Source organism: Caulobacter sp. GW821-FHT10A10 (assembly GCF_059415745.1).
The window spans coordinates 405,415-417,831 of the sequence record NZ_JBWKNV010000006.1 but is presented as its reverse complement, the minus strand read 5'-3'; the positions used below and the strand labels follow the sequence as shown (position 1 = coordinate 417,831).

Here is a 12,417-nt window from a genome sequence, read left to right as displayed (position 1 = left end):
ACGCGTCCGCCATGGAGCGCCAAACCCTGCCGGAGGCTAAGCGCGGGCGGTTCGGGCGGTCGTCTAGGGGACGTCGCCCGAGCGAGTCGCCGATCCATCGGCGTCGAGCGCGAATGTGCTCTTTATAGTTGTGTGCGACAACCCATTTTTTCCACCGACGGTCGAACTTCCGTAACGGAAGCTTCGCCGTGGTCAGGGTAGCCGATCACCGCGGTGCAGCGGATCAGGCAGGGGCTCGCCGCTCGCCACGAACTGCAGCGACACCGAATTGATGCAGTAGCGCAGCCGGGTCGGCGCCGGACCGTCGGGGAAGACGTGGCCCTGGTGGCTGTCGCAGCGGGCGCAACGGGTCTCGATGCGGACCATGCCGTAGGAGGTGTCGCGCACGGCCTTGACGTGCTCCTCGTCGTACGGCGCGTAGAAGCTGGGCCAGCCGGTGCCGCTCTCGAACTTGGTCTCGTGCTTGAACAGCGGCAGGCCGCACAGCCGGCAGCCGTAGACGCCGGGGTTCTTCTCGCCCAGCAGGCCGCCGCAGAACGGGGCCTCGGTGCCGTGGTGCAGCAGGACGCGCGCCTCCTCGGCGGTGAGGTCGCCCTCCAGGCGCTCGCGCTCGGGCTCGGTGGGCGGGGTCAGGTCGAAACCTGTGGAAGACAGGGTGGCGGCTTGGGTCATGGATGCCAATCTAGGGTTTCGAGCGGCTCGCCGGTAGGGCGCGCGGCATCTAAGGGACGGAAACGCATGATCACCTCGACCACTCCGTACGTCGCCGAGCGCGAGACGGTGGCCACCCTGGGCGTCGTCTCCGGCGAGGCGATCATCGGCGCGCACATCTTCCGCGACCTGTTCGCCGGCATCACCAACATCATCGGCGGCCGCGCCGGGGGCTATGAGAAGGCCCTGCGCGAGGCGCGCGACATCGCCCTGCAGGAGATGATCGACGAGGCCCGCCGCCTGGGCGCCGACGCCGTGGTGGGCGTGGATCTCGACTACGAGGCCCTCGGCGCCGACAACGGCATGCTGATGGTCACCGCTGCCGGCACCGCCGTGAAGCTCCGCTGATGACCGTCGCCGTCGCCTTTCTCCAGCCCGGCTGGGCCGACTGGGAAGCTGGTCCCGTGCTGGCCTCCCTGCGCGAGTACTTCAAAGTCCAGATCGAGATCGCCACCCCGACCGGGGATCCGGAGACCTCGATCGGCGGGATTCTCGCGGCCGCCGACTATGGCTTCGACGATCCGGTGCTGTCCGACGCCGATGTCTTCCTGCTGATCGGCTCGGACGCCTGGCAGGGCTACGAGAACCAGACCCTGTTCGCCCTGCTGAAGCAGGCCCACGCCGACGGCAAGATCGTCGCCGGCATCTGCGGCGCGACCATCGCCCTGGCCAAGGCCGGTCTGCTGGCGGGCAAGGCCCATACCTCGAACGGCAAGGACTGGCTGGCCGAGCAGGCGCCGGGCTATGCCGGCGCGGATCTCTATGTCGAAAGCCCGCGCGCGGTGGTCGACGGCAAGGTCGTCACCGCCGCCGGCTCGGCGCCGGTCACCTTCTCGGCCGAGGTCACCCGCCTGGTCGCGCCCGAGGCGTCCGAGCGGCTCGACGGCTACGTGGCCATGTTCGCCAAGGAGTTTGGGGGCGGGGAGGGCTGAGGCCTACTTCACCGCCGCCGCGCCGGCGCGGGCGATGATCCCGTCCTGTTCCGGCGTGGCGCCCGAGACGCCGATCGCCCCGACGATCTTGCCGCCGGCGACCAGCAGCTCGCCGCCCTCGATGGCCAGGGCGCCGTTGGAGAGGGCGTTGAGGTTGCCGGCCTTGACCGCGTCCTGGAACGCCTTGGTCGGGCGCTTGAAACCGGCCGCGGTTTCGGCCTTGCGGCGCGCGACGCCCGGGGCGGCGTAGGACGCGCCGTCCATCTTCCACGACAGCACGGTCTGGCCGTTGGGCTCGACCACGGTGATGACGGCCGCCCAGCCGTTCTTCAGCGCTTCGGCTTCGGCGGCGCCGGCCGCCGCCTTGGCTTCCGCCAGGGTGACATTGCGCCCGTACTCCAGGGCGTCGGCGGCGAGCGCGGCGGGGGCGGACATCGATAGAGCTCCAAGAACGGTCAGGATGGCGAGGCGGCGGGTCATGGCAGTTTCACCTCATCGTTGAGGGCCGTGATCTGCGGCTGGGCGGCGACGATGCGCAGGCGCAGTTCCGACGGCTTGGCGCCGGCCGGGATCTTCAGGCGGACCGTGGCGGTCTTGGGCAGCAGGTCCTTCGGCGCGGCCAGGGCGGGCACGGCCGCCGAGGTCAGCACCTTGCCGGCCGCCTCGACCAGTTCCAGCCGCGAGGCCGCCGCGTCCTGGGCGCCCAGGCTGTGGACCTTGGCGGTGATGCTCGAGCCCTTCACCGTCACGTCGCCGCGGCCGATGCCGAGATCCGCGCGCTGGGCGGGATCGTCGCCGGCCGTCGCAAGCGCCATGTCGATGACGCTCGTCTGGCCCGGCGGCAGGACCACGGTCACGGCCTTGGTGCGCTCGAAGGCGACCTGGCGGGTCTCGCCGCCGCCGTCGATCGCGTCGTCGCCCGTACTGTCGATGCCTTGCGCCAGGCTCCACTGGCCGGGCGCGACGTTCCAGCCGGTCATGACCGCCGTCACCGGCTTGTCCGACAGGTTGTAGGCCACGACCTTGAAGCCCTTGGCCGTACCGTCCTTGACCAGGATCGCCACGTCCTCGCCTTTCGCGCCGGCCTCGAAGCGCCAGCTGACCAAGTGGCCCGGATTCATCTGGCCGCGCTTGTTGGCGATGCCGCCCAGGCGCGAGCGTTGCAGCACGTCCGATGGGATCTCCACCCGGTCCGACCACCAGTGGCCGTCGGTGTGCATGTACATGTGCTGGTCGGCCCACTGGATCTCGTCGGCATAGGCCTTTTCGAGCCAGCTCTTGTCGCCGGTCAGGGTCCAGGCCGCGAAGCGCTCGATCGCGCCGCCCTTGGCCGCCGACTTGACGATGGCGTCCTTGTTGGCCTCGGCGAGGCCCAGCATGGAGAGGGCGTTGTCGTTGAGGTCGTTCAGCGATTTGACGCCGTTCTTGCCCATCCGCCACTGGATCGGGGCCAGGTACTTGGCGTCGCCCGTCCAGCGCCAGGCCTGCCAGAAGATCTGGAACGGACCGCTGGCGCCCGAGCCTTGCAGCACCGTGCCGCCGCGCTCGGCGTCGGTGCGCCAGTTGATCTCGTTGGGATAGGAGCCGTCGGGCTTGGCGTGCGCCAGATAACCGTCGGCCAGGCCCAGCACGATGTCGCGCGCCGTCCCGTCGCCGTTGTAGTCGCCGATCAGGATCGCCGGGTGCACGACGCCGAAGGAATAGGGCTTCTGCCACTCCCACGGGCCTTCGCGGTACGAGATCGCGCCGCTGTACCAGTTGGTGTTGAAGTGGACGTGGCCGGCCGGATTGCGATCGATGATCCCCGGCAGGGCCTTCACCGTCGTGAACAGCCGCTCGACGGCCAGCGGGTCGCCGTAGTCGAGATACATCGCCTCACTGTTGGAGTTGATGCCCTCCTCGTAGGCGTGCAACTCGTCGGTGACGATGGTCGACAGGCCGTTCGTGAACATGCCGTTGCGGTAGACCGCGTCGGTCAGGCGGTTCAGCGAGTCGCGCACCTTGTCGGGATCGACGCCCATCAAAGCCAGGCCCGGCCATTGCTGCAGCAGGTCGCTGTCGTCCGACAGGCCGCCGCCGAAATCGCCGTAGGGAACCTGGCGCTCGTCGATCCACCAGTTGATGAACTTGGCGACCCGCTTGAGGTCCTCGGTCTGGCGGAAGGCCCACAGCGGCACGCCGTCCGGCGCCTTGGGCTGGTCGAAGGCCGGCCAGCCCTGGCTGCCATAGGTGATGTCGCCCCAGTACTCGCGGCCTTCCTTGTGGTCGGGATCGACGCGCAGCAGGTCGGAGATGTCGGCGTAAAGGCGGCGATAGAGGCCCTGGCGCTTGGAGGTGGTGTGCTCCTCGACCAGGAAGGCCCAGTTGTCCTTCACCTGGTTGAAGCGGTCGGCGACGTGCTCGGCCTTGGCCTCCTCGCGGGCCTTGAACACCAGGCGGATCTTGGCGCCGTCCAGGGCCTTGGGGCCGAACTCGGCGCTGTCGGCGGCGATGGTCAGGTACAGGCTGTCGGGCGTGAGGATGCGGTCGCGCAGGTCGAGCCACAGGGTGCGGGCTTCGCCGGCTTTCACCGAGACCGAGACGTCGATCATGTTGCGGCCCGGCCAGATCGGGTCCTTGACCTGGATGTTCAGCGGGATCGTCGTTCCCGCCGCGCCCGGCAGGGCGGGGATGTCGATGGCGATCCCGTCCAGGCCGTCGCGGGCGTTCTCCCAACCGTACGCCCAGTTGCGGGCCAGCGCCTGGGCGGCCGGGGCGTCGCCGAAGCCCGACGGGATCATCACATGGACGATCGGCAGCCCCTTCGCCGCGAGGTCGGCGGCCGGACGCTTGCGCTGCGGGGCCGCGTCGGGAATGGCCACGACCGTCGCGCGCTCACCGGCCGGGAAGCGTCCGGCGACATAGGCGTTGAGGTCGGCGAGGTTCAGATAGTCCGGCGCCACCTCGGCGCGGACCGTGTAGTTCATCTTGAAGACGCCGTCGGGCTCCTTGCCGGCGCTGACGTCATAGGCCCAGATCTCCTGGATCGGGGTTTCCTGGTCGGTGTTGGTGAAGGTCAGCACCCCGCCCTTCAGCGGCTGGGCCAGGGTGGTCACCGAGCGGGCCAGGCCCTTGGCGCGGGCGCCGATCTTCGCGCCCTTGTCGCCCGCCTTCGCCGCCCAGGTCAGGTCGCCATAGGCGGTTCCCTGGATTTCCAGGCGACTGATCGGCTCGTCGGGCAGGGCCAGGGTCAGGGCCTTGCCGCCCTCGACGTAGGTGTTCCAGTCGGGAAGCTGGAAGTAGTCGTCGCGGCCTTCCAGGCGCGAGCGATTGTAGACGCCGGGCCAGGTGGTCTCGGGGATGCCGTCGTTGGCCCGCCACATCCATTCCTTGATGTCCTTGGCGTCGGCGAACTCGACCTTGCGGATACGGGTGGCCGGATCGGTTAGCAGGGGCGGGGCCTCGCCGGTCCAGCCGTAGCGCAGCTTCCAGGCGGCGTGGGTGGCCGGATCGTCCAGCGTCGGGACCGGGGCGGCCTGGGCCGGCGCCTCGTTGCGGGCCAGGGCGGCGACGCCGGTCGCGTCGAGGGCGCGGTCGTAGACGCGGATCTCGTCCAGATCGCCGCCGCGCAGGAAGTTGTAGCGACTCTGCACCTGGTGCGGGGCGATCACCCGGCCGGCGATGCCGAATTGGTCGAGACCGGCGTCGTAGACCCGCTTGGCTTCCTTCTTGGCCACGGGCTTGCCGTCGACGAAGAGCTGCACGCCGGTCTGCTCGTCCCAGGTGAAGGCCAGGTGAGTCCAGGCGTCGGCGGCGGGGGGCTTGTCGAGCTTGAACGAGACGCGGGTGCGGGCTAGGCCGTTGTCGGTGACGAAGGCGTCGAAGCCGTGGCCGTTCCAGTCGATGCGCAGGAAGGCCATGTCCCAGCTGGTGTGGTCGGCGTAGCCGACGCGGAAGATCACGAACGGCGCGACCCCGACCGGATAGCCCGAGCGCCAGAAGAACGAGAGCGTGCCGCGCTGGGCTAGGATGTTCCCCGGCGCGTTCCAGGCCAGGATCCCGTCGTCCTGGGCCGAGAGGGCGGGGCCGGCCTTGCCCGTGGGGATCACCGCGACCTTGTCGGCGAAGTTGGGAACAGCGTCGCCGGCCGCGTAGTCGGCCTTCAGGCCCTTGTCGCCGGAGACGTGGAAGAGGAGGGCGGGTTCAGGCGGCCCCGCGGCGGTGGCCGCACTGGCCGCGGCGATGACCGAAAAGGCGGAGGCCAGAAAAAGCGCCTGCTTCACCACGCGTCACTCCCAATGTCGTTCTTATTGGAAACCGGTGTCATGGTTCCTGCGACGCTTTTAGCGCGGCCCGCCCGCGTTGCAAACCGGCCTTGGCCTGATACGCCTAGGACCAAGGCGAAAAGCCGCGCAGGGATGGGCCGATGTTCAACAAGATCCTGATCGCCAACCGGGGCGAGATCGCGGTGCGGGTGATCAAGACGTGCCGGCGGCTGGGGATCGCCACGGTGGTCGTGTACTCGGACGCCGACGCCGACAGTTTGGCGGTGGAGATGGCCGACGAGGCCGTGCACATCGGGGCCTCGCCAGCCGCCCAGAGCTACCTCGTCGCCGACAAGATCATCGCCGCCTGCAAGCAGACGGGGGCGCAGGCGGTGCATCCGGGCTTCGGCTTCCTGTCGGAGAAGGCCGAGTTCGCCCAGAGGTGCGCCGACGAAGGCATCGTGTTCATCGGTCCCAACCCCGGCGCCATCTCGGCGATGGGCGACAAGATCGAGAGCAAGAAGTTCGCCGCCGCGGCGGGCGTTTCCTGCGTGCCCGGCCATATCGGCGAGATCGCCGACGTCGCCGAGGCCCTGAAGATCTCCGAGGCCATCGGCTATCCGGTGATGATCAAGGCGTCGGCCGGGGGCGGCGGCAAGGGCATCCGGGTGGCCTGGAACCGCAAGGACGTCGAGGAAGGCTTCCCGGCGGTGCGGGCCGAGGCGGCCGGGGCCTTCGGCGACGACCGGATCTTCATCGAGAAGTTCATCGAGAGCCCGCGCCACATCGAGATCCAGGTGCTGGGCGACAAGCACGGCTCGGTCGTGCACCTCTTCGAGCGCGAATGCTCGATCCAGCGCCGGAACCAGAAGGTCATCGAGGAGGCGCCCAGCCCGCTGCTGGATCCCGAGACCCGGGCGGCCATGGGGGCGCAGGCCGTCGCTTTGGCCAAGGCGGTCGCCTATGACAGCGCCGGCACGGTCGAGTTCGTGGCCGGCCAGGACAAGAGCTTCTACTTCCTGGAGATGAACACCCGCCTGCAGGTGGAGCATCCGGTCACCGAACTGATCACGGGCCTTGATCTGGTCGAGCAGATGATCCGCTCTGCGGCGGGCGAGCCGCTGGCCTTTGCGCAGGACGACCTTTCCATCAACGGCTGGGCGGTCGAGAGCCGGATCTACGCCGAGGATCCCTATCGCAAGTTCCTGCCCAGCATCGGCCGGCTGGTGCGCTATGCGCCGCCGGAAGAGGGCCATAAGGACGGCTATCTCGTGCGCAACGACGCCGGGGTGCGCGAGGGCGACGAGATCTCGATGTTCTACGACCCGATGATCGCCAAGCTGTGCTCGTGGGCTCCGACCCGCGCCGAGGCGGTCAAGGGCATGGCCCGGGCGCTGGAGGACTTCCACATCGAGGGGCCCAGCCACAACGTGCCGTTCCTGGCCGCGGTGATGGACCAGGAGCGCTTCGTCTCGGGCCAGCTGGCCACCAGCTACATCAAGGACGAGTTCCCCGACGGCTTTGCCGGAACCGAGCCGACGCCGCTGCAGCTCGACATCCTGGCGGCTGCGGGCTGCGCCCTGCAGCGGGTGCTGGCCCGGCGGCTCGGATCAAAGCGCGCCGACTGGACGGTCGTGGTCGGCCACGCCAAGCGGCGGGTGCGGTTCGAGGCCGAGAGCGAACAGGGGCTGACCGTCGGCCTGCTCGACGAAGGCCGCAGCCTCGTCCTGACCGACATCGCCTGGCGGCCGGGCTTGGCGACGTTCCGCGCCAGGCTGGACGGTCAGGCCTTCACCGCCGAGGTCGCCCCGGCCGCCGAGGGCTTCACCATCCGCCACCGCGCCGCCAAGGCCCGGGTTCTGGTGCTGACCGCCCGCAGCGCCGAGCTGCACGAGAAGCTGCCGGCCAAGGCTCCGGCCGATACGTCGAAGCTCGTCCTCTCGCCGATGCCGGGGCTGGTCGTCTCCATGGACGTCGAGATCGGCCAGCAGGTGCGCGAGGGCGAAATCGTCTGCGTGCTCGAGGCCATGAAGATGCAGAACATCCTCCGCGCCGAGCGCGACGCCGTCGTCAAGGCCGTCAACGCCAAGGCCGGCGATCCCGTCGCCGCCGACCAGGTGCTGGTCGAGTTCGGATGAGCGAGCGCTTGATCCTATCTCTGGGTTGAGCCATGCAAGGGGAATGGCCAAGCTTTCTCCCAAATACATCGCGCGGATTTACCTGTCCTGGAAGGGGCGGATCGGGCGCGGGGAGTTCTGGGCCTATGGCGTCGCGCTCAATGTGGTCTGGCTGATCGGCCTGCTGTTGCTGGGCGCCGTTCCGTCGCTGGTCGGTGCGCTCGCGATCCTGGTTTGGACCCTCGGTCTGTTCGCCGGCTATTCGGGTTTGCTGGTGCAGCGCGGCCATGATCGGGGGCGGCCGGCGATCTTCTCGCTGGCCTTGCTCGGCGTTCGGCTTGTGACCTGGGTGGCGAGCCTGGTGTTGCCCGACGCTCTTTGGGCGAAGGTCGCCTGGGGTTTGGTCGTGCTCTACATTCTCGTCGATTACTCGATCCTGCCAGGGCAGCCGGGTGAGAACCGCTATGGACCCGCCCCCGGCGGCGCCAACGGCGTGAACCGCAATCCGCTGGTGCTCGGCGGCGGCGTCGACGGCGAGCCCGCGCCGGCCAGCCCGGCGACGAACGCCTAGGTTGGCAGGTCGCCGGCGTTTGCGCCTGGGTGTGACGCCTGTGCGACTTCCGCTGGCGGCCCGCTGCGCCTAGGTTCCGCTCGAAGAGAGTCGCGGAGCCTTGGCGAGCATGAACGGTCGGATCGATTGGGCGGAGCTGTTCCTGTCCTCCACGGGCAGGCTGGCGCGCACGCCGTTCCTGATCGTCTCGGCCGTGCTGATCGGCGTGGCCGTGCTGTATGAGGCCATCGCCGGCGACGTGCTGCGGCTGCTGACCGGCTGGCTGGTCTATTCGGCCCTGCTGTATTCGGGCGCCTGCGTGCTGTCCAAGCGGCTGCACGACCGCGGCCGTTCGGGCTGGTGGGCGGCCCTGGTGCTGGCGGCCATGGTCGCCGTCTGGCCGACCCCGCAGCACTTCCTCGACTTCGCCTTCGCCATCGTCCTGGTCTGGGCGATCATCGAACTGGGCGTCATGGGCGGCGAGCAGGGGGCCAACCGCTATGGTCAGCCCCCGCTAAAAGCGCCCGCCATCTGAACAAGGCGATCTAGATCGGCGCCTCGGCGTCCTCGACGGCGCCGAACACCTTGCGGAAGCTGGCCTTGAGGGCCTCGTCGGCATCGTCGAGCGTCACCGGCAGGCCAAGGTCCACCAGGCTGGTGACGCCATGCTCGGTCTGGCCGCAGGGCACGATGCCCGAGAAGTGCGACAGGTCAGGCTCCACGTTCAGGCTGATCCCATGGAAGCTGACCCAGCGGCGCAGCTTGACGCCGATGGCGGCGATCTTGTCCTCGCGCGACCAGCCCGCGCCCTTGCGCTCGACCCAGACGCCGACCCGGCCCTCGCGCATCTCGCCGACCACGTTGAAGGCGGCCAGGGCGTCGATGATCCAGGCTTCGAGCGCGGCGACGAAGGCCCGCACGTCGCGCCCGCGCTGGGTCAGGTCGAGCATGACATAGGCCACGCGCTGGCCTGGGCCGTGATAGGTGAACTGACCGCCGCGCGCGCTCTCGAAGACGGGGAAGCGCTCGGGCTCCAGCAGGTCGGAGGTCTTGGCCGAGACCCCGGCGGTGTAGAGCGGCGGATGCTCGAGAAGCCAGATCAGCTCGCCCGCCGTTCCGTCGGCGATGGCGGCCGCGCGGGCCTCCATGGCGGCAACGGCTGCCGGGTAGGGCACGTAGCCGGTCGAAACCGCCCACCCCGCCGCCAGGCCGTCGGGGCGCGACAAATCGGGAAGGCCTTTATCTTCAAGGTTTAACGGGCGATCAAGCATGCGGCCTTAGTCTTGCATGAGCCGAGGCGCGGGATTTTCCGCCATCGGCAATTTCAGTTCCAGGGGCCTTAGTTCGTGAGCCAGGTCAACGCCGTCAATGTCGAGATCTCCGTTCTGCTCGGCCGGTCGATCCTGCCGATGCAGCAACTGCTGCGCATGGGCCGCGGCGCGGTGATCCCGCTGGACGCCAAGACCAACGACGAGGTCTGGATCCTGGCCAACAATCACCCGATCGCCCGGGGCGAAATCCAGATCAACGACGATCGCATCGCCATCCAGGTGACCGGCCCGGCCGACGTCTACGATTACATGGCCGGCGGCGCCTGAGACGCGTTGCCCGCGCACGGCTTCACGGCCAAGCTGCGCGTCATGGGTTTGCTTCGTTCCGCGCTCGTCCTCGCGCTGCTTTCGGTAGGTGGTCCTGTCTTGGCCGCGCCCGACTACGCCGGCTATTACGACAATGTGCGGTATGTCGAGGAGGCCGGCGATCTGGTGGGCGCGCGGCTGACGGTGCGCCCCGGCCCGCGGCCCACTGTGGTGTTCGAGGACTGCGTGGGCGAGTGCTCCGACCCCGAGGTCTTTCCCGCCAGGATCGAGGGCGACCGGATTTCGTTCACCTATGTCGTGCGGGTTTTCGATCGTGAGGGCCATGCCTCGACCCGGAGCTACCCCGTCACCGGGCGCTTCGTGAAGGGCGGGCTGATCCTGAAGATCGGCTATGGCGAGCCCGAAAAGCTGCGCAAGCGCAAGGCTATCCCCAGATAAACCCGGCCATGAGGTCGCAATGACGGACATCTTGTAAGTCGCCTCTTCCCAAAGCCGATTCAGTTTGCTACCTGCCGCGCCTCACCACGAGCGGTCGTGGCGGAATTGGTAGACGCGCAGCGTTGAGGTCGCTGTGGGGCAACCCGTGGAAGTTCGAGTCTTCTCGACCGCACCAGGTGAACTTGCGTAGAGCGCGGCAGGCTTCGGTTTCCGAATCGCCTTCCGCGCTCTAACCATTTTTCGGCCAAGGTTCCTGGGCAACCGCCCGCCGAGCTGCGGCTTTCAATCATTCGGATCACGCGCGCGCAGCTTAAGCCTCGCCTGAAGTTCAGGAGGTCCCCATGACCCGGGAAACAGCCGACCTGAGCGAAGACGCGCGTCACGCCCTCTCCATTCCCGAGCCGGAAGTCGTCGAGGATCTCGAGGACCTGGCGCTCGGCGACGACTACGCCCTCAATCCCGACTATGTGGAGATGGTGGTCGACGCGGCCGATCGCGGCGACACCGCGCGCCTGTCCGAGCTGGTCGGGGCGCTGGACCCCGCCGACGTCGCCGACCTGATGGGCTTCCTGTCGGCCGCCTATCGCGAGGAGGTGATTCCCGTCCTCGATCCCCAGGCCCTGGGCGAGATCATCGCCGAGCTGGAGGACAATATCCGCGAGGAGGTGCTGGAGGCGACCCCGTCGGTCACCCTGGCCCGCGCGCTGGAGGAACTGGACACCGACGATGCGGCCGACGTCATCGACGACCTGGATGACACCAAGCGCTTCCAGGTGCTGGCCGCCATGGGCGAGACCGACCGGGCGGCCATCGAGACGACGCTGTCCTACGAGGACGAGACCGCCGGCCGCCTGATGCAGCGCGAATTCCTGGCCGCGCCGCAGTTCTGGACCGTAGGCCACACGATCGAGCACGTGCGCCAGTCGGGCGAGAGCCTGCCGGAGCTGTTCTTCGACGTCTATGTGGTCGATCCGTCCTATACGCCGGTCGGCGCCTTGCCGATCAGCCTGCTGCTGACCAGCAAGCTGGAGACCCCCCTGGCCGAGATCATGGAGCCGGTGACCGAGATCACCGTCGACATGGACCAGGAGGAGGTGGCCTACATCTTCGACAAGTATCACCTGATCAGCGCCCCGGTCGTGGAGGCCGGCGGGCGGCTGGTGGGCCAGATCACCGTCGACGACATCGTCGGCGTTATCCGCGAAGAGGCGCAGGAAGACATCCTCGCCCTGGCCAACGTGTCGGACGTCGGCCGCGACGCCAGCGTCGTGGAGATCGTGCGCTCGCGCCTGCCGTGGCTGCTGCTGAACCTGCTGACGGCGACGATCTCGGTTTCCGGCATCGCGCTCTTCCAGGCCGAGATCTCCAAGCTGGTGGCCCTGGCCGTGCTGATGCCGATCGTCTCGTCGCTGGGCGGCAACGCCGGCACCCAGACGCTGGCGGTGGCGGTGCGGGCGCTTTCGAGCAAAGAGCTGACGGCGGCCAACGCCACGCGGATCGTCACTCGCGAACTGCTGGTCGGTGTCATGAACGGCCTGACCCTGGCGATCGTCATGGGGGCGGCGGTCTATGTCTTCTATGACAATCCGAAGCTGTCGCTGACGGTGGCCCTGGCCCTGGTGGTCAACATCTTCACCGCCGCCGTCGGCGGGATCCTGGCGCCGCTGGCCCTGGAGAAGATGGGCCGCGACCCGGCGGTGTCGTCGTCGATCTTCGTGACCTTCCTGACCGACTTCGCGGGCTTCTTCTCGGTGCTGCTGATCGCGGCGCTGCTGTTCAACTGATCCCAGGCGGGCCAAGGCCCGCCTAAATTTCCTTACCTGAACC

At 68.4% G+C, this 12,417-nt stretch carries 12 protein-coding genes and 1 tRNA gene; 9 read left to right on the top strand and 4 right to left on the bottom strand.

Annotated elements, in window-relative coordinates; genetic code table 11:
* Positions 1-192: 192 nt before the first annotated feature.
* Entirely contained in the window at positions 193-672 is a 480-nt protein-coding gene (msrB, locus tag AC07NS_RS18860; RefSeq protein WP_487292420.1) for a peptide-methionine (R)-S-oxide reductase MsrB, read from the bottom strand.
* A gap of 66 nt (positions 673-738) precedes the next feature.
* On the opposite strand from msrB, the gene AC07NS_RS18855 reads away from it, so the two are divergent.
* The gene (locus tag AC07NS_RS18855) at positions 739-1,059 is read left to right on the top strand and encodes a heavy metal-binding domain-containing protein (protein WP_110121008.1); all 321 of its coding nucleotides are present in this window, start codon (positions 739-741) and stop codon (positions 1,057-1,059) included.
* Positions 1,059-1,643, top strand: coding sequence for a type 1 glutamine amidotransferase family protein (locus AC07NS_RS18850; protein WP_494605678.1), 585 nt, complete (start codon positions 1,059-1,061; stop codon positions 1,641-1,643). Before AC07NS_RS18855 ends, AC07NS_RS18850 begins: the two co-directional genes overlap by 1 nt.
* A gap of 3 nt (positions 1,644-1,646) precedes the next feature.
* On the opposite strand, the gene AC07NS_RS18845 is transcribed toward AC07NS_RS18850, so the two are convergent.
* Together AC07NS_RS18845 and AC07NS_RS18840 are read right to left on the bottom strand one after the other, a co-directional pair.
* Positions 1,647-2,078, bottom strand: coding sequence for a GlcG/HbpS family heme-binding protein (locus AC07NS_RS18845; protein ID WP_494605676.1), 432 nt, complete (start codon positions 2,076-2,078; stop codon positions 1,647-1,649).
* A 41-nt stretch (positions 2,079-2,119) separates the two neighbouring features.
* A complete protein-coding gene (locus tag AC07NS_RS18840; RefSeq protein ID WP_494605674.1) occupies positions 2,120-5,908 on the bottom strand; it encodes a LamG-like jellyroll fold domain-containing protein in 3,789 nt (1,262 codons plus the stop codon).
* A 140-nt stretch (positions 5,909-6,048) separates the two neighbouring features.
* Between AC07NS_RS18840 and AC07NS_RS18835 the strand changes: the two genes are divergently transcribed.
* The 3 genes from AC07NS_RS18835 to AC07NS_RS18825 all read left to right on the top strand — a co-directional run bounded on the left by AC07NS_RS18835 (position 6,049) and on the right by AC07NS_RS18825 (position 9,089).
* Entirely contained in the window at positions 6,049-8,025 is a 1,977-nt protein-coding gene (locus AC07NS_RS18835) for an acetyl-CoA carboxylase biotin carboxylase subunit (protein ID WP_494605672.1), read from the top strand.
* A gap of 43 nt (positions 8,026-8,068) precedes the next feature.
* Positions 8,069-8,575, top strand: coding sequence for a DUF805 domain-containing protein (locus AC07NS_RS18830; RefSeq protein ID WP_494605671.1), 507 nt, complete (start codon positions 8,069-8,071; stop codon positions 8,573-8,575).
* Positions 8,576-8,684: 109 nt separating this feature from the next.
* On the top strand, positions 8,685-9,089 hold the full coding sequence (locus tag AC07NS_RS18825; protein ID WP_110121014.1) for a DUF805 domain-containing protein: 405 nt from the start codon (positions 8,685-8,687) through the stop codon (positions 9,087-9,089).
* A 10-nt stretch (positions 9,090-9,099) separates the two neighbouring features.
* Here the strand turns inward: AC07NS_RS18825 and lipB are convergent, their stop codons facing one another.
* Entirely contained in the window at positions 9,100-9,825 is a 726-nt protein-coding gene (gene lipB / locus AC07NS_RS18820; RefSeq protein WP_494605669.1) for a lipoyl(octanoyl) transferase LipB, read from the bottom strand.
* Between the two features lie 75 nt (positions 9,826-9,900).
* Between lipB and AC07NS_RS18815 the strand changes: the two genes are divergently transcribed.
* From AC07NS_RS18815 to mgtE, 4 genes are all read left to right on the top strand, one after another.
* Entirely contained in the window at positions 9,901-10,152 is a 252-nt protein-coding gene (locus AC07NS_RS18815; protein ID WP_058349571.1) for a FliM/FliN family flagellar motor switch protein, read from the top strand.
* A 6-nt stretch (positions 10,153-10,158) separates the two neighbouring features.
* Complete coding sequence (locus AC07NS_RS18810) at positions 10,159-10,590, top strand: hypothetical protein (protein ID WP_494605667.1); 432 nt, start codon at positions 10,159-10,161, stop codon at positions 10,588-10,590.
* A 90-nt stretch (positions 10,591-10,680) separates the two neighbouring features.
* Positions 10,681-10,765: transfer RNA gene (locus tag AC07NS_RS18805), tRNA-Leu, on the top strand.
* Between the two features lie 166 nt (positions 10,766-10,931).
* On the top strand, positions 10,932-12,374 hold the full coding sequence (gene mgtE / locus AC07NS_RS18800) for a magnesium transporter (protein WP_494605666.1): 1,443 nt from the start codon (positions 10,932-10,934) through the stop codon (positions 12,372-12,374).
* The last annotated feature ends 43 nt before the right edge of the window (positions 12,375-12,417 follow it).

Coding starts and splice junctions, on each gene's coding strand:
- AC07NS_RS18825 (WP_110121014.1), top strand. CDS start 8,685: ATGAACGGTCGGATCGATTGGGCGGAGCTGTTCCTGTCCTCCACGGGC.
- AC07NS_RS18835 (WP_494605672.1), top strand. CDS start 6,049: ATGTTCAACAAGATCCTGATCGCCAACCGGGGCGAGATCGCGGTGCGG.
- AC07NS_RS18845 (WP_494605676.1), bottom strand. CDS start 2,078: ATGTCCGCCCCCGCCGCGCTCGCCGCCGACGCCCTGGAGTACGGGCGC.
- msrB (WP_487292420.1), bottom strand. CDS start 672: ATGACCCAAGCCGCCACCCTGTCTTCCACAGGTTTCGACCTGACCCCG.
- mgtE (WP_494605666.1), top strand. CDS start 10,932: ATGACCCGGGAAACAGCCGACCTGAGCGAAGACGCGCGTCACGCCCTC.
- AC07NS_RS18830 (WP_494605671.1), top strand. CDS start 8,069: ATGGCCAAGCTTTCTCCCAAATACATCGCGCGGATTTACCTGTCCTGG.
- AC07NS_RS18850 (WP_494605678.1), top strand. CDS start 1,059: ATGACCGTCGCCGTCGCCTTTCTCCAGCCCGGCTGGGCCGACTGGGAA.
- AC07NS_RS18855 (WP_110121008.1), top strand. CDS start 739: ATGATCACCTCGACCACTCCGTACGTCGCCGAGCGCGAGACGGTGGCC.
- lipB (WP_494605669.1), bottom strand. CDS start 9,825: ATGCTTGATCGCCCGTTAAACCTTGAAGATAAAGGCCTTCCCGATTTG.